The following is a 24970-nucleotide window of genomic DNA, read 5'->3' on the forward strand; positions in this document are numbered from 1 at the left end:
CCGCTTAGGTGCCCTCATGCTCTAATCGCTTACCTGATTTCGCTTGATCCCTTCTTTTATTTGTTTAATCGTTTTTATTGTACACTACTTTTTTGTATTGGCAGGTGTGTCCATGGATCACTTTACACGTGAATTAATTGTCCTCAATCATTGTCGCGGAGTGGGCAGAAAGATGATTTGGCGACTGTTGCAACGAGATCCGAATTTAATCCGCTTCCGCAACTATTCAACACGTGATATCCAGCAATTTTTTCATTTATCTCAAGCAAAAGCAACGATTTTTGTTGACGATCTTCATCAGCTAGACGCCAATAAACTGCTGTCAATGCTTCACGCACAGCAGATTACCCCCATATCCTTTCAACATTCATCGTATCCTAAATTATTGAAGCATATTTTTGACCCGCCGTATTTAATCTATGCCAAAGGAAATGTTTCGTTATTAAATGAAACAAAAATGCTAAGTGTAGTAGGTACGAGGCATCCAAGTCGTGAAGCACTTCAGATTATTAACAAAATTGTCGTTCCGTTAATTAAGAGTGGGTGGACCATTGTCAGCGGAATGGCGATGGGAATCGATGGGATGGCGCACCAGCAGGCATTGGCGCATCAAACGATTGCCGTGCTTGGTTCCGGACTGAACCACCCTTACCCAAGGCAGAACCATTTCCTGTTCAAACAGATGTGTGCTGCGCAGCTTGTGATCAGTGAGTATCCACCTGATGCCCGGCCGGAACGTTGGCGTTTCCCAGAACGAAATCGAATCATAAGCGGAATGACATTGGGAACATTAGTGATTGAGGCAAAAGAAAAGAGCGGTTCGTTAATTACTGCTGATCAAGCCCTTGATCAAGGTCGTGATGTGTTTGCGGTTCCGGGCTCTATTTTTAAGGAAACCTGTGGTGGAACGCATCGTCTTATTCAGCAAGGCGCGAAACTGGTCTGTGATTGGCAGGATATTATCCAGGAATTAAATTGGAGAATGGAATAATATTACGAAAAGAGGCCGGCGATTCGGCTTTCCTTACGGATCATTGACCTTGCAGTCCTGTTAATGTTTGACAAAGCTTTCATCAATCATTACTATTAGTGAAGATTTGACTATTCACAGAAAGGGGGAGAACAATCATGAATGATTATCTCGTCATTGTCGAATCTCCCGCTAAAGCGAAAACAATAAAGCGTTATCTTGGTTCAAAATATGAAGTGAAGGCATCAATGGGGCATGTTCGCGATCTGCCGAAAAGTCAGATGGGCATTGATGTGAATGATCACTTTAAGCCGCGTTATATTACGATTCGCGGAAAAGGACCAGTGCTCAAAGAACTGAAAAGTGCCGCAAAAAAAGCGAAAAAAGTATACCTTGCAGCCGACCCCGATCGCGAAGGAGAAGCAATTGCATGGCATCTTGCTCACAGTCTTGATATCGATGATCATTCCGCCTGCCGCGTTGTTTTTAACGAAATTACGAAACCGGCGATTAAGGCAGCGTTTAAAAAGCCGCGTACGATCAACATGGACTTGGTTGATGCACAACAAGCAAGACGTATTCTCGATCGGCTTGTCGGTTATAACATTAGCCCACTTTTATGGAAAAAGGTGAAAAAAGGGCTGAGTGCTGGACGTGTTCAATCGGTCGCACTGCGTATGATCATGGAACGCGAAAAAGAAATAAAAGCATTCGTTCCGGAAGAATACTGGTCGATCGGCAGCTCCTTTCGAGTCGGCGACGAATCGTTTGAGGCTGCATTCTACGGCATTGACGGAAAAAAGAAAGAATTGAAAACTGAGGATGATGTAAAAAACGTCCTCGCAAAGATAAAGGATCAAACGTTTACCGTTCAAAACGTTCAGAAGAAAGAACGCCTGCGCTATCCGGTTGTGCCCTTTACGACTTCCTCGCTGCAGCAGGAAGCTGCGAGAAAGCTGAATTTCAGAGCGCGAAAAACCATGATGATTGCGCAGCAGCTTTACGAAGGAATTGCGCTTGGCAAACAAGGCAGCACCGGACTCATTACTTATATGAGAACAGATTCTACACGCATTTCCGAGGTTGCTAAAACGGAAGCAAAATCCTTTATTTTTGAGAATTACGGCGAAAACTATTATAATAATAAACCTCAGAAAGCTAAAAAATCGGAAAATACACAAGATGCCCATGAAGGTGTGCGTCCCACCTCTGTATTGAGGCAGCCAAAGGAAATAAAAGACTATTTGAGCCGTGATCAATATAAGTTGTATAAGCTTATTTGGGAGCGCTTCGTTGCAAGTCAAATGGCACCGGCAATTTTGGATACAGTACGTGCAGATCTTGAACAGAACGGGGTTATATTCCGGGCATCAGGTTCTAAGGTTAAATTTCAAGGGTTTATGAAGGTTTACGTTGAAGGCAGTGATGATCCGAAAAAGAAGACTGCTGCAAAGGCTAAAGAGAATGATCTTCCTGAACTGGAGAATGGAATGCAAGCGCTGCAAGATCAAACAGATCCGAAACAGCATTTTACCCAACCGCCGCCACGCTATACCGAAGCAACACTCGTGAAAAAAATGGAAGAAATCGGAATTGGTCGGCCTTCTACCTATGCACCGACGATTGATACGATTCAGCGACGCAACTATGTGACAATGGACGCGAAGCGATTTGTGCCTACTGAACTAGGCGAGGTCGTACTGAATCTGATTGTTGAATTTTTTCCTGAAATCATAAATATTGATTTTACGGCTAAGATGGAAACAGATTTGGACGAAGTTGAAGAGGGCCAAAGAAACTGGATTACTCTGATTGATCATTTCTATGAGGACTTCTCAAAGCGGCTGGCCAAAGCTGAAAAGGAAATGCAGTCGGTATCCATTAAAGATGAGCCTGCAGGCATTAAATGTGAGAAATGTGGGCATGAAATGGTTTATAAGATGGGAAGGTTCGGCAAGTTCCTTGCATGTTCCAACTTTCCGGAATGCCGAAATACAAAACCAATATTGAAGAAAACAGGTGTACCGTGCCCAAAATGCGGTAAAGGTGAGGTCGTTGAGCGCAGAAGCAAAAAAAGGCGTATTTTCTACGGATGCGATCGTTATCCTGAATGTGACTTTGTCTCATGGGACAAACCGATTCAGCGCAAGTGTCCAAAATGTGATTCCTATTTGGTTGAAAAAAAGACGAAAAACGGCAAATCCGTTGAGTGTCCGAAATGCGACTATAAAGAAGAGGCACAGTAATCGTCTGAAATGATTAAAGAAATGAGGAAGATTAATGGCAGGACAATCAGTCAATGTTATCGGTGCCGGGCTAGCAGGCAGTGAAGCAGCATGGCAGATCGCAAAAAGAGGCATTCCAGTTACACTCTACGAAATGCGCCCGAAAAAGCAGACACCGGCGCATCATACGGATAAATTTGCGGAACTTGTATGCACCAACTCGCTTCGATCAAACAGTCTTACCAATGCGGTTGGCATCCTTAAAGAAGAGATGCGTCGCCTTGACTCATTGATTATTGCCGCTGCCGACTCCGCAGCAGTTCCGGCAGGGGGAGCCCTTGCCGTTGATCGTCATGATTTTTCCGGGATTGTCACAAGTAAACTAAAAGAATTGCCGAATGTAACCGTAATAAATGATGAGGCGGCAACCATTCCGCAGGCGCCGACGATCATCGCTACCGGTCCATTAACCTCTGCATCGCTATCAGAAGAGATAAAGCGTTTGACGGGTGAAGATTATTTTTATTTTTATGATGCTGCAGCACCTATTATTGATGGGGAAACGATTAATCGTGATAAGGTTTATTTAAAATCACGGTATGACAAGGGCGATGCGGCGTATTTAAATTGTCCGATGAACAAGGAGGAATTTGAGGCATTCTTCCATGAGCTGACGACTGCTGAGACCGCTCCTTTAAAAGCGTTTGAACAAGAGAAGTATTTTAGCGGCTGCATGCCCGTTGAAATTATGGCAAGGCAAGGCGCAAAAACCCTTTTGTTTGGTCCTTTGAAACCGGTCGGTCTAGAAGATCCTAAGACCGGCAAGCGGCCGTACGCGGTTGTGCAGCTGCGGCAAGACAATTCTGCGGGTACACTTTTTAATATGGTAGGGTTCCAAACGCATTTGAAATGGGGCGAGCAGAAACGTGTCTTTCATCTGATTCCTGGTTTGGAAGATGCAGAGATTGTGCGTTATGGTGTGATGCATCGAAATACATTTCTTAACGCTCCATCTTTACTCAAGCCAACGTATCAGACAAAGGTGAACGATAAGCTGTTTTTTGCAGGGCAAATGACCGGTGTTGAAGGCTATGTGGAATCGGCAGCTTCAGGACTAATTGCTGGAATCAATGCAGCGCGTCTCGCAGTGGCAGAACTGCCCATGAAATTCCCAAAAGAAACTGTAATTGGCAGTATGGCCCACTACATTACAACGGCCAGTTCAAAGAATTTTCAGCCGATGAATGCAAACTTTGGTTTATTGCCACCGTTGAATGAACGCATTAAGGATAAAAAAATACGTGGAGAACGCTATGCTGCACGAGCGTTAGACAGCCTCAATGATTTTGTTATAAAATTATAAATATTATTGCTAATTTAAATACCGTGTGCTAACATAAGTAAGCAGGATTTGTCGGTTTAGCGAGTTTTCCTTGATCATCATAACTATAGATGTTTTAATACGAGAATTTTTGACCATTTATAGATTTTATAGAAACAGTAATGGATGACACAGACCGAATCAGGGGGCTCAGTACAATGGGGGGGTGCCTGCCCATCGTATTGCGGCTTTATTTTATGAAAGCGTATAAAGATTCAATATTCTGACGAGACTGCAAGCGATGCTTCTTTGCATTGCAGATAGGGTACACGGTTTGAAAACTTCTTGGTTGGGAAGATTGACTACAATTTTTGGAAAACTAATTATGTTTAACCCAATAGAACAGATTCGATTCATTTGCTGCGGTCTGCATTTAAAAGCGGATGGCAAATGGACTCATTAGGATTGTACAAGTAGTTGTTTCTCAGCCAAACACTTTAACTCAGTATTTGTTGTTTTTAGGAGGAATTATGATGACGTTGCTTGAAAAAACTAGAAAGATTAATCAATTATTACAAGGTACTAAAACACAGGTTGATTTTAATGAAATGGCGCAAACGCTGCGCGATGTCATTCAAACCAACACGTTTGTTGTCAGCCGTCGGGGAAAAATTTTGGGTATGTCTTTGAAACTGGAATTTGATAACGAACGGATTCAAAAGATGTTTGAAAGCAGGCAGTTGCCTGACGATTATACTCAGAGCTTGTTTTCTGTAGTCCAAACTTCGTCTAATATTGATGTGGACAGTGAATTCAGTATTTTTCCTGATGAAAATAAGGAACTGTTCAAAAATGGTTTGACAACGGTCGTTCCGATTGTAGGTGGCGGCGAACGTTTAGGAACTTTAATCCTTTCGCGTCTTGGAGAAACATTCGCCGACGAGGATCTCATCCTTGCAGAGTATGGGGCAACCGTTGTTGGGATGGAAATCCTGCGTGAAAAAACCGATGAGGTTGAAGAAGAAGCACGTGAGAAAGCGATCGTTCAGATGGCAATCGGATCGTTATCGTACAGCGAACTTGAAGCAATTGAGCATATTTTCGAAGAGCTGGACGGCAAGGAAGGTTTGCTGGTTGCAAGTAAAATTGCCGATCGAGTCGGCATCACGCGTTCGGTCATTGTCAATGCACTGCGCAAATTAGAAAGTGCCGGCGTGATCGAATCACGTTCACTCGGAATGAAGGGTACTTATATTAAAGTACTGAATGATAAGTTCCTTTATGAGCTGAACCGAATCAAGGGCGAATAAGCTTCGAAAAATCATAGCTTTGGTGTCATCAAAGGACCTTTGGCAATTTATAAATTGCCAAAGGTCCTTTTTTAGTGCGCCCGGCATGGACGATAACTTGGCGGTGTAAGTCCGTCGTAGGCCGTAGCGGTCGGAACTACTAGCTGAGGACAAGGGTGTCTCCCGTGAGGGAGAATCTGAAGGAAGTCTAAAGCAAAGTGCTGAACTGATGCATCCATGACCCGCTTGAGGGGCGCGGGACACCTGCGGGATCACGCTTAGTTGATGTGTGCCAACGAGACCCCGCAGATGCCTGCCTGTCTGAGGAGGTTCGCGGTGCGCCCGCGGCAAGCAAGTAACCGAAGCGACGATTCAGCACTGAAAAGACACGACTCCATCACACATGGCTGAAGATTAGGGATCGGACGCTGCTAAAGGCGTGTCCTGTGCTCGACGCGGAAGTCAATGCATGCTGGGGAAGTAAGGACCAGGTGTTTTTCCCCCAATTTTCCTTACAAGTAAATAAGGCTTATGACTTTGGATTTGCCGATACCAGCTTAATCAGTTCGAATACATAAGGCAAGACGCCTGCGGAGCGGATCTGTTGATCGCGAGCGACGCAAATCTCTGCCTGCAATCATTCGCAGTAAAGGCAAGGGCCAGTAAGGTAGAAGCAGCAGTTTTACGATGCTTTTGCGATGAATTCAATCAAATATAGCATCTGATTATTGAGAATAAACCGAAAGTTTGGACAGGTAGTTCATAAGACCTTTTTTTATTTTTGGGTAAAAATCGAAAACGCATACATTGAATGTTTTTTATGCTTAATATGGAAAACAATGGAAATTCAAGAGTCAAAACGCCCACAAAAAAATGCTTGTGTCTGTCGAATTTAGTCGACTAATAGAAAACATCGTGAACTTTAGTCGAATAATTGATAAAATAGATAGCGTAAAGATTGTGTCTTGTCAGTACTTATCTGCAAGAAATGAAAGGGTGAGATGATCATGCAAATAACCCCAATGACTGCTTTGGAACAAGGGTTGAACAGATCAATAGCCGCTCAAAACGCAATCGCTCAAAATATTGCTAATGTTGATACGCCGGATTACAAAGCAAAAAAAGTGTTGTTTGAAGACGTTCTTGACAGTAAAATGCAAGCGAATCGGACCAATCCAAAGCATCTAAACTTCTCTTCCGCTGGTGAAACAGGTTTCCGAATCGCGAACGATTCATTTGGTGCGGTACAAAATAATGGAAACAATGTTGACCTAGAGCATGAAATGTCTGAACTGGCACAAAATCAGCTGCTTTATCAAACGTTGAGCCAAGCTGCAAGCGATCAATTTCAAAAGTTTAACATTGTTTTAGGAGGCGCTAAATAATGGGGATGTTCAGCGGACTTAATGTTTCGGCTTCTGGATTGACAGCACAGCGTTTTCGGATGGATGTCCTGTCAGCGAATATTGCAAATCAAGATACAACACGAGGTCGCTACGTGAATGGACACTGGGAACCGTACACGAGAAAAGTTGTCAACCTAAAGACGATTGATTCGCATGCGTTTGATACTCATTTTAATCAGGCGCTCGGCAACGCATCCGGTGGGGTCGAAGTGGCCTCGGTAAGTGAAGATCCGACTGCCTTCCCAGTGAAATACGACCCACAAAATCCTGATGCTGATGATGCCGGTTATGTACGTCAATCCAATGTTGATCCATTAAAAGAAATGGTCGACCTGATGGATGCCAACCGCGCTTACGAAGCAGGGGTTACAGTGATGAACGCAAATAAAAACATACTGTCCCGAGCATTAGAAATAGGAAGGTAGGCTGGAGCATTGACACTAAATGCAGTGAATCTAAATACATTTTCCGATGCAACGAATCAATCGGTTAAGTCTGTATCTCAAACGCAAAATGATTTTGCAAAGGTGCTCAAAGATGCGTTAGGTTCTGTGAATGACGCGCAGCAATCGACAAATCAATTGGTTAGTGAAGTGGCGAGCGGAAATAGTGATATGGACTTACATAACTTTATGATTGCCATGCAAAAATTGAACGTTCTGTTGAAAACCACGGTTCAAGTCCGTGATCGGGTTGTTGAAGCCTACCAAGAAGTTATGAGAATGCAAGTCTAAATTTGGTGTGTGCGGACGATGAACGGAGGTAGCGGAATGAAAGAACGACTCGTATCATGGTTTAATCGAATAAAAACATTTTGGGGCAAGATACCGAAAAAAAACAAGATTTGGATGATCAGCGGTTCAGCTGTTGTTTTAGCAGCGTTGCTATTGATTTTGTTCCTAACAAATATAAAGCATTACACGCCGCTGTACAGCGGCCTTTCGGAAAATGAAGCAGGGCAAATTACAGATGACTTAGATAGCAAGAGTGTTCCTTATAAACTATCAAATGGCGGAACAACGATCAGTGTACCTGAAAAGCAAGTTGATCAGCTTAAAGTTGAACTTGCTGCTCAAGGATTACCGAAGACGGGACAAATTGACTATTCTTTCTTTGGCCAAAATGCCGGGTTTGGGATGACGGATAAACAATTCGACGTTCTTCAGCGTGCCGCAATGCAAACGGAGCTTGCCAATTTAATCGCGAATACAAAGGGCGTGAAATCCGCTAAGGTAATGATCAGCTTGCCGCAAAACGATGTATGGGTGAGCGATCAGGACAAGAAGAGTGGCACATCGGCATCCATTGTACTTAATGTAACACCGGGTTATCAGTTGAGTGCTGATCAGATCAATGGACTCTACCATCTTGTAGCCAAAAGTGTACCGAACTTATCTGTAGATAATATTGTCATCATGGATCAGTATTTCAACTACTATGATTTGAAAAATAATAATAATACCAACGGATCAACATTATCTGCTTACGATCAGCAGCAAGCAATTATTCGCGATGTTGAAAACAATGTTCAGCGAAGAGTCACGCAAATGCTGACCATGATGATGGGTGAAGGCAAGGTAATGGTTAATGTAACGGCTAACGTTGACTTCACGCAATCAAAGGAAAAACAGGAACTTGTAGAGCCGGTCAACCAGCAGACGATGGAAGGTATTCAGACGAGTACTGAACACATAACGGAGAACTATACCGGTCAAGGGGCTGCAGGACAAGCCGGTACGGGAACCAATGATACACAAACGCCTACATATCAAGATGGAACAAGCGGAAACGGGAACTATCAGAAAGTTGAAGACCGAGTCAATTATGAATTTAATCGCATTCACCGAGAAGTCACAAACAGCCCATATAAAGTGAATGATTTAGGCATCCAAGTGATGATTGAACCTCCGACAGCAAGTAACAACACCAGCTTGTCGGCACAGAGCGTGAACGACGTACGGCAAATATTAAATTCTATTATTAAAACGACCATTTCCGATCCGCAAGGACAAGAACTAACGAACAACGCCATTAACCAGAAGACATCGGTAACCGTTGGACGATTTAATGGAAAGTCAACCGCGCAGGCGCAAGCTAGCAAGATCAATTGGCTCTGGATTGCAGGAGGGATTCTTCTCGCACTGCTCATGATCGGTCTCATTTTATGGCTGATTAAGCGCAGAAAAAATGATGAGGCTGCTGAGACGGTCGTTGAAGATATTCCGCAGCAAGAAGATTACCAAGCGATGCTTAATCAAGAAAATCCGGAACAAAAGAAATTTCATGAATTGGAAGAGATGGCAAAAGAGAAGCCTGATCAATTTGTTAAGCTACTGCGTGGCTGGATAGCAGAGGATAAGTAAGGGAGGCGATAATATGCCTGATCGAAGAACCAAATTAACAGGAAAACAAAAGGCCGCTATATTAATGATCGCTTTAGGAACCGATGTTTCCGCACACATTATGAAGCAATTTACAGAACAAGAAATTGAAGATATGACCTTGGAAATTTCCAATGCACGAAAAATAGATTCCGACACCAAAACGCAAATAATCGATGAGTTTTTTCAAACAGCGGTTGCGCAAGATTACATTGCACAAGGCGGAATCGGTTATGCGAAACAGGTCCTTGAAAAAGCGCTGGGATCAGATGAAGCCAATAAAGTGATCCAACGGCTGACGTCAACGCTGCAGGTGAAACCATTTGATTTCATGAGGAAAAGCGATCCACAACAAATCCTTAACTTTATCCAAAACGAACATCCGCAAACGATTGCACTGGTTTTATCTTATTTGGAGCCTGATCAAGCGGGCGCCGTACTTTCAGCACTGCCCGTAGAGCTGCAAGCTCAAGTTGCGCGCAGAATAGCCCAAATGGATCGCACCTCACCTGAAACGATCGCACAAGTGGAACGGATTTTGGAGAAGAAAATTTCCAGTTCATCGGTGACCGAGGACTATACACAAACAGGCGGCATTACGTCAATTGTCAGCGTCTTAAATGGTGTAGACCGTACAACTGAACGGAATATCCTTGAAAAACTGGAACAGCAGAATCCTGATCTTGCTGAAGAAATTAAGAAGAGAATGTTTGTATTCGAAGACATTATCATTCTGGATGATCGTGCGGTTCAGCGCGTCATTCGCGAAAGTGAGAATGAAGATCTGATCTTAGCGCTGCGTACAGCAAGTGATGAAGTGAAGGATCTTATGTTTAAGAATATGTCGGAACGTATGGCTGCAAGTTTTAAAGAAGAGCTTAATTATATGGGTCCGGTTCGGCTGCACGATGTCGAAGAAGCTCAAACACGTATCGTAAATACGATTCGAAAATTGGAAGATGCCGGTGAAATTGTAATTGCACGCGGAAATGGGGATGACGTGATTGTCTAACCTGCTCAAGAATATTCGCCTTGATGGACAAACAAAATTTGTGCATCGTACGGCAACAATCGATCCCAAGCTTGATTCGTTGAATGAATCCTCGGATGCACAATCCGTTGAAAAAACGCTGCAACAAAAAATTGAGGCAGCAAAACACGAGGCAGAACGGATCATTCAAAAAGCGCAAGCAAGAGCAGAAGCAGTTGAACAACAGGCTGTTGTCAAAGAGCAGGAAGCAGAACATCGGCGTGCTGACGCTTTCCAGCAGAAGGTTCAGGAAGGTTATGAAACAGGATTCAACAAGGGCACCAATGAAGCGGCGGCACACTATGCTGCATTGATTGAACAGGGAAATCAGTTTATTGATCAGGCGCATACCGTTTATGACGATGCGATTCAAAAGGCAGCGCCGGATATTCTTAGAATGTCGATCGCCATTGCCGAGAAAATTGTTAATGATTCGCTGGCAGAAGATAAAAAGAAGTGGCAGGGACTGGTTGCTAAAGCAATTCAGGAAGTTCGCGATCAGGAAAAAATCAAAATAATCGTTGCTCCGCTTCATTTTGATTTTCTTAACCAAAGTCGGCAAATTCTTCAACAATATGTTCAGGATGCCAAACTTTATATTTATGCTGATCCTGATTTTGCTGAAAATGATTGCATCATTGAAACAGCGTTTGGAAAAATTGATGCCGGAGTGGACAGCCAGTTGCAGGTCATTAAAAAGAGATTGACGGAACTGATGGAGGAAAAAGAGCGATGAATGCGGACACACTGATTGAACATCTAGCGGACATTGACAGTTATCGCCGTTATGGAAAGATTCATCGTGTTGTTGGGTTGCTCATTGAGTCCAAGGGACCTTCGGCATCTGTAGGTGATGTCTGTCTGATACATATTAAGAGTGGCAAGAAAGTATTGGCGGAAGTGGTGGGGTTTAAAGAAGAGAACATATTACTTATGCCTTTTACTTCGGTGACGACGATTGCACCGGGATGCTTGGTGGAAGCGACAGGTAAACCACTTGAAGTGAAGGTAAACGAGGAATTGATCGGTCAAGTTTGCGACAGCTTGGGCCGTCCGCTGTCTGACATGCGCTTTACGAAACCGGTTGATCGCGTAACAACGAATCAGAGTCCGCCCAACCCTATGACACGGCCCAGAATTTCAGAGCCTATTGAACTTGGCGTTCGCTCAATCAATGGATTGCTGACTGTTGGAAGAGGTCAGCGGATCGGGATTTTTGCCGGAAGCGGTGTGGGAAAGAGTACGTTGATGGGGATGGTTGCCAGAAATACATCGGCCGACCTCAATGTGATTGCATTGATCGGTGAACGGGGGCGTGAAGTCAGAGAATTCTTGGAGAAGGATCTGGGACCTGAAGGAATGAAACGCTCAATTATCATTGTCGCAACCAGTGATCAGCCGGCTTTAATGCGCATAAAAGGTGCCTTTACCGCGACATCGATCGCCGAGTATTTTCGATCAAAAGGAAAAGACGTATTGCTGATGATGGATTCATTGACGCGTGTTGCCATGAGTCAGCGTGAACTGGGGCTAGCAGTTGGCGAGCCCCCAACGACAAAAGGGTATCCGCCCTCGGTTTTTGCAATGCTACCGGAATTGCTTGAACGAACAGGGACAGATGCCCATGGAACAATTACCGCTCTCTATACGGTTCTCGTCGACGGTGATGATCTTGATGAACCGGTATCCGATACAGCACGTGGAATCCTCGACGGACATATTGTTTTGGATCGTGCATTAGCGCAGAAAGGGCAGTATCCCGCAATTAACTTGCTGAAGAGTGTCAGTCGAGTGATGAATGAGATTTGTACGCCTGAACATTTGAAAGCGGCACAACATTTCCGGGCACTGCTTGCTCAGTATACGGAATCCGAGGATCTGATCGCTATTGGTGCTTACAAGCCGGGAAGTTCTGCGTCAATTGATGAGGCAATCCATTTCCATCCCAAACTCATCAGTTATTTGCGGCAGTCGGAAAATGTTGGCGTAAGCCTTCACGAGTCGATCAAGCCATTAATTGCCGAATTTGGACAGGAGGCCAAAGCCAATGGAAACTGATTACCGCTTTGAACGCGTGATGAAACTTGCAGATCACGAAAAACAAAATCTGGAAATTGAATATAAACAACTCTATGAACAGTTTGATCAGATCGCGCATCGCTTAATTGATCTTGTTGATCAAAAGGAATCGATACAAATGGATATTCAAAAAAAGATGGTGCAAGCGATGCGCGTTGATCAAATGACGATGAAATTTGCCGATATTAATAAACTGGAAATTCTCATTGAAGAAACACGCAAATATTTCCTGTCTTTAAAAGAACGGCTTGAAGTGCTGCAGACTAAATTGCAGGAGAAAACGATTGAGGTCAAAAAATATAAGAAATTGAAAGCACGCAGACAAAGCTTTGAACGGAAGCAGAGAATGCGGGACGAAATGAAGAAAATGGATGAGATTGCTGGCAGACGTGCCGCCAATCGATAAAGGGAGGGTGATGCGGCATGGAAGAAACGAAAAAAACGAGTTTTGGGATGAAGCTTTTTAAGGTACTGCTGGCAATTCTAGTTCCCTTGCTTTTTATAGTGCTGCTTGCTGCATTATTTCTGAAACTCTCTGGTGTGGATCCGATCAACGAAGCAAAGCAGTTGATTTTTCCAGAATCGAGTACTTCTCAGCAGTCCGATTCATCTGGAACAGAAGAGACAGCACAACTAAAACAGGACTTATCGAATGCGCAAACACAGAACGAACAATTGAATAAGGACAATAAAAAACTAACAACTCAAATAAACGATTTGAAAGACCAATTCGAACAACTAAAAAATGATGCTGAGACAAGCAGCGATCAAATGAAAAGTCAGTCGGAAACCGCCACACAGGCGATGTATGCGCAAACCTATCGATCAATGGATCCGGCTAAGGCGGGAGCAATCCTAAGCAAGTTGTCCGTGAAGCAGGCTGCAAAATATATCAATTACTTGGATGATAAAACCAAAGCAGCAATTCTCGAAACAATGGATCCGGAGAAGGCGGCCCAACTGACCGAGTTGCTCGAGGCAAAGCAGTCGAACACCAATACGACAGAAAGTGCCGGCACGTCGGCATCAACCGCAACGACACCAGCACCATGATCGTCGGCTATTCCTTTGAAAGGAGGTGAAAATCATGAATGTAACGGGACTGAAACGGGGAAAAGCCATCGCTGAGTTTGCAGACCGACCCGCAAAAAAGAAAAAAAAGGCATCGGCTGCGGATTCTGTTTTTCTGTCATTCATTCAGGTGATGCAAGCGAACGAGAAGCCAAATCGTCGTGCGCACGCGTTTGACTCTGAACAGAAGTCTGGTTTCAAGAAGCATACGGTCACGAGTAGGGTCGTAGCTAAAGCGAACGAACAGGGCATCGGTTTGAGCAAAGACTTGCAGATTTCCGATGCGACGAGAAAACGAACCACAATACCGGTGACCGACCAATTATCAGATCGATCAACAGATTCTATGAAACGCCGAAACAATTTCAATGAATCGGCAAACGTAAATAAAACGGATGATCAAGCATCTGCACAAAGCAAATCTCAATCTGCTGCTGCCATGGATCAAACGAACAGAATGGCGAAGCAAATTTTTTCTGTCGATCAGAAATTGAACAAAGATGACCGACCCGAACCGTCAAAACCTTCTGCTTTTACCCATAAGGCTGACCAATTACCGGCGAATCTACTGCGGATTTCCGAAAGGCAGCTTAGTCAATTAAAAGCAAGCGATGAAAGGCCAGCGATCAATCGTTTTAAGCCCAAACAAATGGCGGCTAATGCGGATGTGAGTAAAGTCAGACCTAATGCGGAGGAAACGGATCTGTTTCAGCGTGTAAATAGAGGTCCCTCAGTAGGGGAAAGCTTACGAAACGCGAAAACATCGAGGGCTGCAACGGATCGATTGCTGGCTAAAGATCACTTCAATTCAGAAACAGAAAAGCAGAAAAAGGACGTACAGGACACCCGTTCAACACTGTCTGTGGATCAAACGTGGATCGGGTCAAGAAAAATGAACAAGCTTGAGCTGCTGCATCTTTTTCAAAACCATCCTCATCAATCAGCGGAAAAGCCGGTGCATGAACAAGTTGCGGATCATTTGAACGAGTGGCTGGGAAAATCTTCGTTCAAAACTGATGAAAGCGGAATGAAGTCCTATACGATGACCCTTTATCCACAGCATCTCGGAAAACTGACGGTTTCAATTCGACAAGATAAACAATTGGGGCTAACTGCTGAGTTTACCGCAGAAACACAACAGGCAAAAGCGCTGCTGGAAGGCGATTTGGGAAAACTGAAACATCAATGTCTGGCACACGGCATTTCACTAACGCGTGTAGAAATTCATCGGTTGGATCAGCAAGCCGTGGATCAGCTCTATAACCAAGATCAGTCGAATAATGAGTCGGGGCAACAGGATGACCATCGTCAGAATCAATCCGAGGACGAACAACAGCAGCATCTGCAATCAATAAATAGCAATAGTGAAAAGAACGAACATTCTTTTAATGAATGGATGACGGGAGAGAGGATATGAGATGAGCGATCTTTCGGTTCAAGCAAAAACTAATGCGAACACTTCGTCTTCCACATCTTCAAATGTCAATCAAGCACTGGATAAAGACTCTTTTTTGAAACTGCTGATTGTACAGCTGACGAACCAAGATCCAACGTCGCCAATGGACAGTGCGCAGTTTGTATCACAAATGGCAACTTTTACGACACTTGAGCAGACGCAGAATATGAGCAACGCGATTGATAAATTGGTTGCTTCGCAATCCAATCAGTCCTTGTCGGAACAGGCAGCAATGATTGGTAAGAAAATTAATTGGGATGAAATGGTCACCGATAGTAATGGAAATACGGTGATAAAGTCATACTCTGGCGTGATCCAAGCTGTCAGTCTAAAGGATGGTTCGCTTAGCTTTCAAACCGATGATGGTTCACAAGTTGATCCCTCATCGGTTACGGAAATAAGTCAGGTCGGAGAGGCGGAACAAAGTGTCTGAGTTTCAGCCGATCACTTATTCGCCCCTGCTTCCGGTAACAGAATACAGTAACCACAGTGCTGCATCGAAAAAGAAAACGACTCATTCGTCTTTTGCAAATACACTTGAGCGTGAGTACGCTGCGGCACAAATCACGATTTCAAAACATGCACGTGATCGAATCAATCAGCGTCACATTAATATTAGTGACCAAGAATGGCATTTAATTGATGCAAAGGTGCAGGAAGCAAAAAAGATGGGGATTGACGATTCATTGGTTTTAACAAAAAAAGCTGCCTTATTGGTCAGTGCGAAGAACAACACAGTGATTACAGCAATGGGTCTGGATGAAGCAAAGTCACGGATTTTCTCCAACATTAACGGTACGATTTTAATCAATCAATAATCAGGCTGGTCCTTTTAAAGGAAAGCTGGACTGTGGATGGATCGAAGCAGTCAGATAAAAAGGAGGATTTCTTATGTTATTACGTTCATTAGGGTCAGGCGTTTCCGGTTTGAAAAACTTTCAGACAAGCTTAGACGTGATTGGCAACAACATCTCGAATGTCAGCACGACAGGGTATAAGAAAGCAAGAGTCAATTTTGAAGACTTGTTTTCCAATAACGTCCAAACAGCAAAAACCGATCAGAATGCAATCCAGGTCGGCCTCGGTGCTCAGGCGGGCTCGATTGACAATATCATCACAAACGGAGTTGCCAATCCAACCGGTAATCCTTATGATGTGGCCATTAATGGTGAAGGGTATTTTAGTGTAACTGATGGTACTAACACTTACTTCACACGTGCAGGAGATTTCAAGCTAAGCTCAGATGGAACACATTTGGTGAGCTCTCAAGGTATGGCTCTTAGTGTTGAAGGAGGAGATGGTCATGATTTTAACGATGTCAGTGCATTTACCATCGACAAACAAGGGGTTATCAGAGGAACTTTGAAGTCGGATAGTGAAACGACTGCTAATTTGGGAACAATTCAAGTTTATACGTTTAATAATCCTGCAGGACTTGAAAAAGTAGGGAATTCACTTTACCAGACAAGTCAGGCCTCTGGAACTGCAAATAATGATCAAGGAACAAACGGTCAAGGCGAATTAGTTCAAAACGCGCTTGAAGGTTCCAATGTTGATCTGACCGATGAAATGACAGCGTTGATTGAAGCGCAGCGTGCCTACCAGGCAAATGCACGTACGATCACGACAGCCGATCAGATTTTGCAGGAACTCGTGCAATTGAAGCGATAATTAAGTAAAGGAGTTAAATGAGCTGGGGCAGCATTGCTCCCAGCCCATTTTATTGCACTTATGATTACATTAACTCATTTTAATAACCGGTCCTTTTTGCTTAATCCATTTCTTATCGAACAGGTCGAATCGCTTCCTGATACGACAATTACATTAACGAATGGGAAAAAGCTGATTGTTAAAGAATCTCCTGAGGAAGTTGGCCGCATTATGACCGCCTTTCTTAACAAGATTACTTTAATCTCAGGATTGGCTGCGGAAGAAGGTGTACACCGATGTTCAAAAGCCGAGCAATGAATTTGCTTTTTACACTCATGGTGTTAGTCATCATCGGAATGATCGTTGTTTTCTTTTTTGTGTTCCGTCAGCAAAGTGATGGGGAAAACAAAGGAACGGATATCGATGAAATTGTTAACCAATTGACGGTTGATACCGGTGAAATCACGACCAACATCAAAGGCGATCATTTCATTAAATTGGACTTTAATATTCAGGTCTCAAGCAAGGAAGCTAAAGAGGAACTTGAGAAACGGACCTTTCAAGTGAAGAATGCGGTGATCTATACGGTGTCCGGTATGACGCCGGAAGATCTTCAAGATCAGCAAGGCATTGCACAACTGGAAAGCTTAATTAAGAAGAGAGTTGATGGATTTCTTCAGAGCGGAACGGTGACGCATGTCTATACAACAGAGAAGATTGTGCAATAGCTCTAGTAGAAGGCGAAGGTGGTGAGAAAAAGTGGCCGAAGTTCTTTCACAATCTGAAATTGATGCACTGCTTTCCGCACTTTCAACGGGTGAGATGGATGCGGATGAGTTGAAAAGTGAGGAAAAAAAGTCAAAGGTTCGTGTCTATGATTTTAAACGTGCCCTGCGTTTTTCAAAGGACCAAATCCGCAGTCTCACTAGAATTCATGAAAACTATGCGCGACTGCTTACGTCTTACTTTTCAGCACAGCTCAGAACGTATGTGCAAATATCCGTTGCTTCTGTCGATCAGCTGCCTTATGAAGAATTCATTCGCTCGATTCCGTCGGCAACAGTGCTCAATGTTATCGAAGCCCCTCCGCTTGAGGGTCATTTGATTGTTGAAGTAAACCCAAATATTGCGTACGCGATGCTGGATCGATTGCTTGGCGGTGCAGGTGAGAGTATGAATAAAATCGAGCACTTGACAGAAATCGAGACGGACTTAATGAAGGGCCTGTTTGAAGGCGGCTTGCCGGCATTAAAAGAAGCGTGGTCTTCGGTTGATCAAGCGATTGATCCCCATTTAATGGAACTGGAGACCAATCCACAATTTCTTCAACTGGTCTCGCCGAATGAAACGGTCATTGTGATTTCATTGTCGGCAGTGATTGGAAAGTCCAGCGGGATGATCAATCTTTGTTTGCCGCATGTTGTCCTTGAACCGATCATTCCAAAGCTGTCCATGCATTATTGGATGAATGAAAAGAAAAGCGAGACGACCAATGAAGAATTGCAGGCATTGAAAAAGAATGTAGCGCATTCAGCGGTTCCTTTAACGGCTGTTTTAGGTCATTCAAAGATCAAGGTAAGAGAATTAATGAATTTGAGCGTTGGTGATGTGATTAAGCTGGACGAGCACTTAGATCAGCCCTTGATCATTCAAGTCAGTGGGTTTCCTAAATTTATCGGGCAGCCGGGAAAACGTAAGCATCAGCTTGCAGTTCAGATCATTAAAAAGATAACAGAGGAGGTTGAGACCGATGAGTGACGGGAAGCTTTCACAAGAAGAAATAGATGCATTGCTCGGAAATCACGAAGACGCTGCATCTTCTTCCGAGCAAGAGGCTCAGAAAACGGATCAAGGTCATAACGGTACTGACGGCAATTTTTCAGATTTAGATAAAGACGTACTTGGAGAAATCGGTAATATCTCCTTCGGCAGTGCCGCTACAGCATTATCCACAATCCTAAACAGAAAGGTTGAAATTACGACGCCGCAAGTCAGACTTGTCAATCGCGGCAATCTTTCTCAGGAATTCCCTGTTCCACATGTTTCGGTTCTCGTCAATTATACAGAGGGATTTCAAGGATCATGCCTGTTAATTATTAAAGTCCACGATGCCAGTGTCATCGCAAATTTGATGATGGGCGGAGACGGAACCCAACCAAGTGATCAAATCAGTGATATGGAAATGAGCGCTGTTCAAGAAGCGATGAATCAAATGATGGGTTCTTCATCGACTGCGATGTCGACTGTATTTAATCGCCGAATCGACATTTCACCGCCAAAGCTCAATCTTATGGATGTTAAATCACAGAAGGGGATTGAACATCTGCCTTCAGATGAAGAGATGTTTGAAATCGCCTTCCAGCTGAAGATTGGCGACCTTGTTGATTCACATATCATGCAGTTGGTGCCCATTAACTTTGGCAAGCAGTTGGTTCAACTGCTGGTTCAAGAATCCAGTGGGAAAGCTGCCAACAATTTACAAGCAGATCAATCGGAGGCAGCAGCTGCACGGGACGCTTCTAATGAGAGCGAAGCCGCGGCCGCTGTTGCTGAACCTGATTTGACTTTCTCTGAGAAGGATCAAGAACACAATGCTCAGCCTGATGTTTCACCAGTGGCTTTTTCTGATTTTGACGAGGACGAACAACCTCATACCGAGCCAACGCCACGAAATATGAACTTGCTCATGGATATTCCACTTGATGTGACTGTAGAACTTGGTCATACCAAGAAGACAATTAAAGATGTTCTGGAGCTAGGACCTGGGTCAATTATAGAACTCGATAAACTCGCTGGTGAGGCGATCGATATTCTTGTCAATCAAAAATATATTGCGAAAGGCGAGGTTGTTGTCGTCGATGAGAATTTCGGCATCCGAATTACAGAAATCCTTAATCAGAGCGATCGAATCAGTCAATTGTGAACCCGCGCATGATGGAATCGGCTCTGGATCACGTCAATCGTTAATTAAAAAAAGAACATTGGAGGTATTTATATGTCAGGACGAATTCTTGTTGTTGATGATGCAGCGTTTATGCGCATGATGTTAAAAGATATTTTAACGAAAAACGGTTATGAGGTTTGCGGTGAAGGAGCAAATGGTAAGGAAGCCGTGGCTAAATATGAAGAATATAAGCCGGATCTCATCACTTTGGATATTACCATGCCTGAAATGGACGGAATCAATGCATTAAAAAAAATAAAAGCTTCGGATCCGAATGCAAAGGTAATTATGTGCTCGGCAATGGGGCAGCAAACGATGGTGATTGACGCCATTCAAGCCGGAGCAAAAGATTTTATTGTGAAACCATTCCAACCTGACCGAGTGATCGAGGCAATTAAGAAAGCGATTGGATGAATAGTCGTGAAAAGATCTTTTTCAATAAAACGAGTGATGGCCGTTTTTCTTATCGTGCTCCTTTCATTCGGCTGTTCATCCGTTGTTTACGCGGATTCAGAGAATGGTACGGTTTCAGATTGGATTAAAGAAAATCAGCAGTCTCAAAAGCAAAAGTCACCATCAAAAAATGAAAAAAACGGCGCATCGACACAGAAGGCACAAACCGATTCCTCGGGCAGTGTCACCATGTTTGTGACATTCATTAAATTGATTGTTGCTCTGCTGGTGGTACTCGCTTTAATCTATTTGCTTTATCATTTGATTGTTAAGCGATCAAAGCGTTTTTCTCAAGTCAGTGCACTGAAAAATATGGGCGGTGTTTCTTTAGGAGCGAATCGTTCTGTCCAGCTCGTTCAAATTGGCACTGAGGTTCTGGTTGTCGGTGTAGGCGAGTCGGTCCAGCTGTTAAAAGAAATCAAGGACCCTGAGGCGATAAAAGCGTTGCTGACCCGGGAAAATGATCAAACGACTCCTGTTGAAGAACAAGTTCTAAAAGCATTGAAATGGACTTCTGATCATGCCTTTCACCGTCCAAGTTCTCGTCCGGAAAAGGATCAGCAGGCTACCGCTCCTACTAAGGTACTGAGGCAGCAGCTGAAAGCAGCAAATCAAGAGCGATCCGGTCAATTGCGGGACATGCTTCGGAAGGTTGTGAGAAAATGAATGCTATTCCAGGAATTCCTGCTGACTTTTTCACAAATCAGCCTCAGGATGTCGCAACGACGCTTCAGCTGTTGTTCGTTTTGACCGTACTGTCTCTCGCACCGGCGATTCTCGTGCTGATGACCAGCTTTACGCGAATTATCATTGTGCTTTCGTTTGTTCGAACCTCTTTATCTACGCAGCAGATGCCGCCGAATCAAGTACTTGTTGGGCTTGCACTATTTCTGACTTTCTTTGTCATGGCTCCGGTATATGGTCAAATCAATACCGACGCAATTCAGCCGTACATGAAGAACGAAATGACGCAGAAACAAGCATTGACTAGGGCGCAAGTACCGATTAAAAAGTTTATGGCCGATGAGACACGCGAGAAAGATTTACAACTGTTTCTTAATTATGGGAAATATAAACAGCCAGCCAAAGTCAGCGATATTCCATTAACGGCATTAGTACCGGCGTTTACAATTAGTGAACTGAAAACGGCTTTTCAAATGGGATTCATGATCTTCATTCCGTTTCTTGTCATTGACATGGTGGTAGCAAGCATTCTGATGGCGATGGGGATGATGATGCTTCCACCGGTCATGATTTCATTACCATTTAAGATTTTGTTGTTTATCATGGTTGACGGCTGGTATTTAATTGTGGAGTCCTTATTAAAGAGTTTTTAAACGGGGGTGAGTCCGAATGAGTTCCGAAATGATCTTATCCATAGCCGATCAAAGTGTTATGGCGATTTTAATGATCGGGGGTCCGATTTTGCTACTTTCGCTGGTCGTTGGTTTAATCGTCAGTATCATACAGGCAGCAACACAGATTCAGGAGCAGACTTTGGCCTTTATTCCAAAAATAGTTGCCGTCTTGTTCGGATTAATCTTGTTCGGACCGTGGATGCTCTCGAAAATGCTAACTTTTACAGAGAATATCTTTGCAAACTTACCCAATTTCATTCGATAGAAAGGGATTTGAAGAATCTTGTCGTTATTCAATGCGGTTCCATTGTTCTTGCTGATCCTTGCGCGACTGACCAGTTTTATCGTGACGATGCCGATTTTTTCGTACCGAACCATTCCGGCTCCGGTAAAAATTGGACTAGCAACCGTGCTTGCCGTGCTTGTTGAAGTGACTTTTTTTCAAAATCAAGGTCAATCGATTCCGCTTGACGGGCGCTATATTTTGCTTCTGCTCAAAGAGGTTCTGGTTGGATTAATGCTGGGATTTGTTGCTGGAATCATTACTTATGCCGTTCAGCTTGCAGGCGCGTTTATTGACATGCAGATCGGCTTTGCCATCGCGAATGTAATCAGTCCGGAAAGCGGCGTTCCGACTCCATTGACGGGGCAGTTTCTCTATGTCTTGCAGCTGCTTTTCTTTCTTGGTGTCAATGCTCATCACATGTTGATCAACGGTGTGATGTACAGCTTTCAAGTGATTCAAGTTGATCACTTGAACGTTGCCTTTGGTTCAGGAACGACGACTGAATTTGTCGCGCGGACAAGTGCACAAATGTTTCTTATTGCCGCGCAGTTAGCGATTCCAATCGTCGGTTGCCTTTTTCTTGTCGATGTTGCTGTCGGTCTGGTGGCGCGTACGGTTCCGCAAGTCAATGTGTTCGTTGTCGGTTTGCCGCTAAAAATACTTGCCGGTTTTGCGATCATGCTGGTCGTTTTTCCTTCATTAATCGGTTTGTTTCAGATCATTTTTGATGCGATGACGACAATTTTCAGTAATTTTATTCGTCTTCTTGGGAGCTGATAATATGGCCCGAGTCCATTATTCGCTAGATTTGCAGTATTTTGCCGGTGAGAAAACCGAGAAAGCGACGCCGCATAAGCGAGAAGAAGGTAGAAAAAAAGGACAAGTTTTCAAAAGTACGGATTTAAGTACAGCGGTGAGTCTGCTTGCCTTTTTCCTATATTTCCGTCTTGCCGGTGGTCAGGTCATTCAACGCTTGGCAGAAATGATGAGCAGCTACTATAGTCGCAATCTGTCCATGGCTGTTACTGAGCTGAATCTTCATGAACTGTTTGTCAGTTTATCGTTTCAGGTGCTCAAATTACTGCTCCCTGTACTGATCATTGCAATCGTGGTTGCGGCAGGGGCGCAAATGATGCAAATCGGGTTTTTATTCTTGCCAAATATGTTGTTGTTTAAGGGAGAGCGTCTCGATCCGTTGAAGGGGTTGAAAAGAATTTATTCCCTTCGCGGCATCATGGAATTGCTGAAATCGATGCTGAAAATACTGATTATAGGAATCATCGCTTTTTCTGTACTATGGCTGTATCGCCAGTCGATTGTGCAATCGGCGAGTCAGCCGCTTAGTGAAAGTATTCGCACGATGGCATCGATTATGCTGACGATGGGCATTACGGTCTCCATCGCATTGATTGCTTTGTCTGTGCTTGATTACCTTTATCAGAAATACGATTATGAAAAAAACATGAGGATGTCAAAACAAGACATTAAAGATGAGTTTAAGACCATCGAAGGGAATCCTCAGATTAAGTCCAAGCTCAAGGAAAGACAGCGGCAGATGGCGCTCAATCGGATGATGCAGGAAGTACCGAATGCAGATGTGATCATAACGAATCCAACCCACTTTGCCGTGGCACTGAAATACGACAAAAAAGAAATGGATGCACCGAAAGTCATCGCCAAAGGTGCGGACTTGATTGCGAAACGAATCAAAGAGATTGCACGCGAAAATCAGGTGACGATCGTTGAACGCAAACCCCTTGCACGCGCCTTGTATCATGATCTTGAGATTGGCGAGAGCATTCCTGAACAATTTTTTAAAGCAGTGGCTGAGATTCTTGCCTATGTTTATCGATTAAGAAGAAAAATCTGACGGAGAGGAGGAATCATTCATGAAAACGAGAGACTATATCGTGATGATTGGCGTTGTACTCATTGTGATGATGCTGATTATTCCATTGCCGGCTTCATTGCTGAGTTTTCTGATCATCATGAATATCTCGATTGCCTTGGTTATTTTGCTTGTCACGCTGAATGTTACCGAATCTCTCGAGTTCTCAGTTTTTCCATCATTACTTCTGATTATGACTTTGTTTCGCATTGCATTAAATGTGTCGACAACACGGTTAATCCTGACTGAAGGCAATGCCGGCCGAGTGATTGAAGCGTTCGGTCAATTTGTTGTTGAAGGAAATATTATTGTTGGCCTCGTTGTCTTTTTAATTCTTATTGTTGTACAGTTTATTGTTATTACTAAGGGCGCAGAACGTGTTGCCGAAGTTGCCGCACGGTTTACTTTGGATGCAATGCCCGGCAAGCAGATGAGTATCGATGCCGATATGAATGCAGGCTTAATTGATGATCAGGAAGCAAAGCGACGGCGCGAAAAAATTACGCGTGAAGCAGATTTTTATGGAGCTATGGATGGTGCCAGTAAGTTTGTGAAGGGCGATGCGATCGCCAGTATGATCATCGTTGCGATTAACCTGATTGTCGGGATGATCATTGGTGTCGCCCAGCAGGGAATGGATTTGGCAGATGCGGCACAAAATTTTAGTTTGTTGTCTGTTGGCGACGGCATTGTCAGTCAAATCCCGGCATTGCTTATTTCAACGGCGACTGGAATCATTGTAACGCGTTCTTCCTCAGAAAATAATATGGGGAAAGAGGTATCCCAACAACTTCTCTCCTATCCGATGATGCTGATCATTGCCGGCGCGGTTATTTTCATTCTCGGATTGACACCGATCGGGATGCTGGCAACATTTCCAATTGCACTGCTCTTGATCATATCCGGATTTGTGCTGCGCAGTCGGCGCAAGACGAATGAACAGGATTTGGTGGAAAAAGAAGATCAGAAAGCAGAGGACTCCTTTAAAAGTCCTGAAAATGTACTCAGTCTGCTCCATATGGATCCGGTTGAATTCGAGTTCGGCTATGCACTGGTCCCCCTTGCGGATAATACAGAGGCCACTGAAAAAGTCCAACCTATTCATTGGGCCGTTGAATGTTTGATTCATCAAACATTCAACGGCCCTTTTCCTTTATAATGGA

At 43.8% G+C, this 24970-nt stretch carries 27 protein-coding genes and 1 pseudogene; all 28 read left to right on the forward strand.

Annotated features, from left to right (window positions below):
• Positions 1 to 112: 112 nt before the first annotated feature.
• Positions 113 to 991, forward strand: coding sequence for a DNA-processing protein DprA (gene dprA, locus AA84_RS0115340; protein WP_028977942.1), 879 nt, complete (start codon positions 113 to 115; stop codon positions 989 to 991).
• A gap of 137 nt (positions 992 to 1128) precedes the next feature.
• Positions 1129 to 3216: a type I DNA topoisomerase gene (gene topA / locus AA84_RS0115345; protein ID WP_028977943.1), complete on the forward strand. Its 2088-nt coding sequence runs from the start codon at positions 1129 to 1131 to the stop codon at positions 3214 to 3216.
• Between the two features lie 34 nt (positions 3217 to 3250).
• Positions 3251 to 4558 (forward strand): FADH(2)-oxidizing methylenetetrahydrofolate--tRNA-(uracil(54)-C(5))-methyltransferase TrmFO, encoded by a 1308-nt coding sequence (gene trmFO, locus AA84_RS0115350; protein WP_028977944.1) that lies wholly within the window; start codon positions 3251 to 3253, stop codon positions 4556 to 4558.
• Between the two features lie 491 nt (positions 4559 to 5049).
• Positions 5050 to 5826: a GTP-sensing pleiotropic transcriptional regulator CodY gene (gene codY / locus AA84_RS0115355; RefSeq protein WP_028977945.1), complete on the forward strand. Its 777-nt coding sequence runs from the start codon at positions 5050 to 5052 to the stop codon at positions 5824 to 5826.
• A 986-nt stretch (positions 5827 to 6812) separates the two neighbouring features.
• On the forward strand, positions 6813 to 7190 hold the full coding sequence (gene flgB, locus AA84_RS0115360) for a flagellar basal body rod protein FlgB (protein ID WP_051578080.1): 378 nt from the start codon (positions 6813 to 6815) through the stop codon (positions 7188 to 7190).
• Positions 7190 to 7636 carry a flagellar basal body rod protein FlgC gene (gene flgC, locus AA84_RS0115365; RefSeq protein ID WP_028977947.1) on the forward strand — a complete coding sequence of 149 codons (447 nt, stop codon included), beginning with the start codon at positions 7190 to 7192 and terminating at the stop codon, positions 7634 to 7636. The genes flgB and flgC overlap by 1 nt, the downstream gene beginning before the upstream one ends.
• A gap of 9 nt (positions 7637 to 7645) precedes the next feature.
• Entirely contained in the window at positions 7646 to 7945 is a 300-nt protein-coding gene (fliE, locus tag AA84_RS0115370; protein WP_028977948.1) for a flagellar hook-basal body complex protein FliE, read from the forward strand.
• 36 nt (positions 7946 to 7981) lie between these two features.
• Positions 7982 to 9574 carry a flagellar basal-body MS-ring/collar protein FliF gene (gene fliF, locus AA84_RS0115375; RefSeq protein ID WP_028977949.1) on the forward strand — a complete coding sequence of 531 codons (1593 nt, stop codon included), beginning with the start codon at positions 7982 to 7984 and terminating at the stop codon, positions 9572 to 9574.
• A 13-nt stretch (positions 9575 to 9587) separates the two neighbouring features.
• On the forward strand, positions 9588 to 10604 hold the full coding sequence (fliG, locus tag AA84_RS0115380) for a flagellar motor switch protein FliG (protein ID WP_028977950.1): 1017 nt from the start codon (positions 9588 to 9590) through the stop codon (positions 10602 to 10604).
• Positions 10597 to 11358, forward strand: coding sequence for a flagellar assembly protein FliH (gene fliH, locus AA84_RS0115385; RefSeq protein WP_028977951.1), 762 nt, complete (start codon positions 10597 to 10599; stop codon positions 11356 to 11358). The genes fliG and fliH overlap by 8 nt, the downstream gene beginning before the upstream one ends.
• Positions 11355 to 12680: a flagellar protein export ATPase FliI gene (fliI, locus tag AA84_RS0115390; RefSeq protein ID WP_028977952.1), complete on the forward strand. Its 1326-nt coding sequence runs from the start codon at positions 11355 to 11357 to the stop codon at positions 12678 to 12680. The genes fliH and fliI overlap by 4 nt, the downstream gene beginning before the upstream one ends.
• Positions 12670 to 13107: a flagellar export protein FliJ gene (gene fliJ, locus AA84_RS0115395; protein WP_028977953.1), complete on the forward strand. Its 438-nt coding sequence runs from the start codon at positions 12670 to 12672 to the stop codon at positions 13105 to 13107. The genes fliI and fliJ overlap by 11 nt, the downstream gene beginning before the upstream one ends.
• Before the next feature lie 17 nt (positions 13108 to 13124).
• Entirely contained in the window at positions 13125 to 13754 is a 630-nt protein-coding gene (locus AA84_RS0115400; RefSeq protein WP_028977954.1) for a magnesium transporter MgtE N-terminal domain-containing protein, read from the forward strand.
• A gap of 34 nt (positions 13755 to 13788) precedes the next feature.
• Positions 13789 to 15189: a flagellar hook-length control protein FliK gene (locus tag AA84_RS0115405; protein WP_028977955.1), complete on the forward strand. Its 1401-nt coding sequence runs from the start codon at positions 13789 to 13791 to the stop codon at positions 15187 to 15189.
• A 1-nt stretch (position 15190) separates the two neighbouring features.
• A complete protein-coding gene (locus tag AA84_RS0115410; RefSeq protein WP_028977956.1) occupies positions 15191 to 15661 on the forward strand; it encodes a flagellar hook capping FlgD N-terminal domain-containing protein in 471 nt (156 codons plus the stop codon).
• Positions 15654 to 16046 (forward strand): TIGR02530 family flagellar biosynthesis protein, encoded by a 393-nt coding sequence (locus tag AA84_RS0115415; protein ID WP_051575135.1) that lies wholly within the window; start codon positions 15654 to 15656, stop codon positions 16044 to 16046. The genes AA84_RS0115410 and AA84_RS0115415 overlap by 8 nt, the downstream gene beginning before the upstream one ends.
• 73 nt (positions 16047 to 16119) lie before the next feature.
• Positions 16120 to 16899 carry a flagellar hook-basal body complex protein gene (locus AA84_RS0115420; protein WP_028977958.1) on the forward strand — a complete coding sequence of 260 codons (780 nt, stop codon included), beginning with the start codon at positions 16120 to 16122 and terminating at the stop codon, positions 16897 to 16899.
• Between the two features lie 33 nt (positions 16900 to 16932).
• A complete protein-coding gene (locus AA84_RS0115425; protein WP_414625725.1) occupies positions 16933 to 17196 on the forward strand; it encodes a flagellar FlbD family protein in 264 nt (87 codons plus the stop codon).
• Positions 17175 to 17606, forward strand: a complete 432-nt coding sequence (locus AA84_RS0115430) for a flagellar basal body-associated FliL family protein (RefSeq protein WP_028977960.1) — start codon at positions 17175 to 17177, stop codon at positions 17604 to 17606. The genes AA84_RS0115425 and AA84_RS0115430 overlap by 22 nt, the downstream gene beginning before the upstream one ends.
• A gap of 31 nt (positions 17607 to 17637) precedes the next feature.
• Positions 17638 to 18636, forward strand: coding sequence for a flagellar motor switch protein FliM (gene fliM / locus AA84_RS0115435; protein WP_028977961.1), 999 nt, complete (start codon positions 17638 to 17640; stop codon positions 18634 to 18636).
• Positions 18629 to 19801: a flagellar motor switch phosphatase FliY gene (gene fliY, locus AA84_RS0115440; protein WP_028977962.1), complete on the forward strand. Its 1173-nt coding sequence runs from the start codon at positions 18629 to 18631 to the stop codon at positions 19799 to 19801. The genes fliM and fliY overlap by 8 nt, the downstream gene beginning before the upstream one ends.
• A gap of 72 nt (positions 19802 to 19873) precedes the next feature.
• Positions 19874 to 20236: a response regulator gene (locus AA84_RS0115445; RefSeq protein WP_028977963.1), complete on the forward strand. Its 363-nt coding sequence runs from the start codon at positions 19874 to 19876 to the stop codon at positions 20234 to 20236.
• Positions 20237 to 20242: 6 nt separating this feature from the next.
• Complete coding sequence (locus tag AA84_RS0115450) at positions 20243 to 20941, forward strand: flagellar biosynthetic protein FliO (protein ID WP_028977964.1); 699 nt, start codon at positions 20243 to 20245, stop codon at positions 20939 to 20941.
• Entirely contained in the window at positions 20938 to 21612 is a 675-nt protein-coding gene (gene fliP / locus AA84_RS0115455) for a flagellar type III secretion system pore protein FliP (protein ID WP_028977965.1), read from the forward strand. The genes AA84_RS0115450 and fliP overlap by 4 nt, the downstream gene beginning before the upstream one ends.
• A 16-nt stretch (positions 21613 to 21628) precedes the next feature.
• Complete coding sequence (gene fliQ / locus AA84_RS0115460; protein WP_028977966.1) at positions 21629 to 21898, forward strand: flagellar biosynthesis protein FliQ; 270 nt, start codon at positions 21629 to 21631, stop codon at positions 21896 to 21898.
• Positions 21899 to 21916: 18 nt separating this feature from the next.
• Complete coding sequence (gene fliR, locus AA84_RS0115465; RefSeq protein ID WP_028977967.1) at positions 21917 to 22696, forward strand: flagellar biosynthetic protein FliR; 780 nt, start codon at positions 21917 to 21919, stop codon at positions 22694 to 22696.
• 4 nt (positions 22697 to 22700) lie between these two features.
• Positions 22701 to 23789 carry a flagellar biosynthesis protein FlhB gene (flhB, locus tag AA84_RS0115470; protein ID WP_028977968.1) on the forward strand — a complete coding sequence of 363 codons (1089 nt, stop codon included), beginning with the start codon at positions 22701 to 22703 and terminating at the stop codon, positions 23787 to 23789.
• 19 nt (positions 23790 to 23808) lie between these two features.
• A pseudogene (locus tag AA84_RS18105) lies at positions 23809 to 24909 on the forward strand (FHIPEP family type III secretion protein); the annotation flags it as partial.
• Positions 24910 to 24970: the final 61 nt, after the last annotated feature.

The organism is Sporolactobacillus terrae DSM 11697 (genome assembly GCF_000648615.1).
GTDB lineage: Bacteria > Bacillota > Bacilli > Bacillales > Sporolactobacillaceae > Sporolactobacillus > Sporolactobacillus terrae.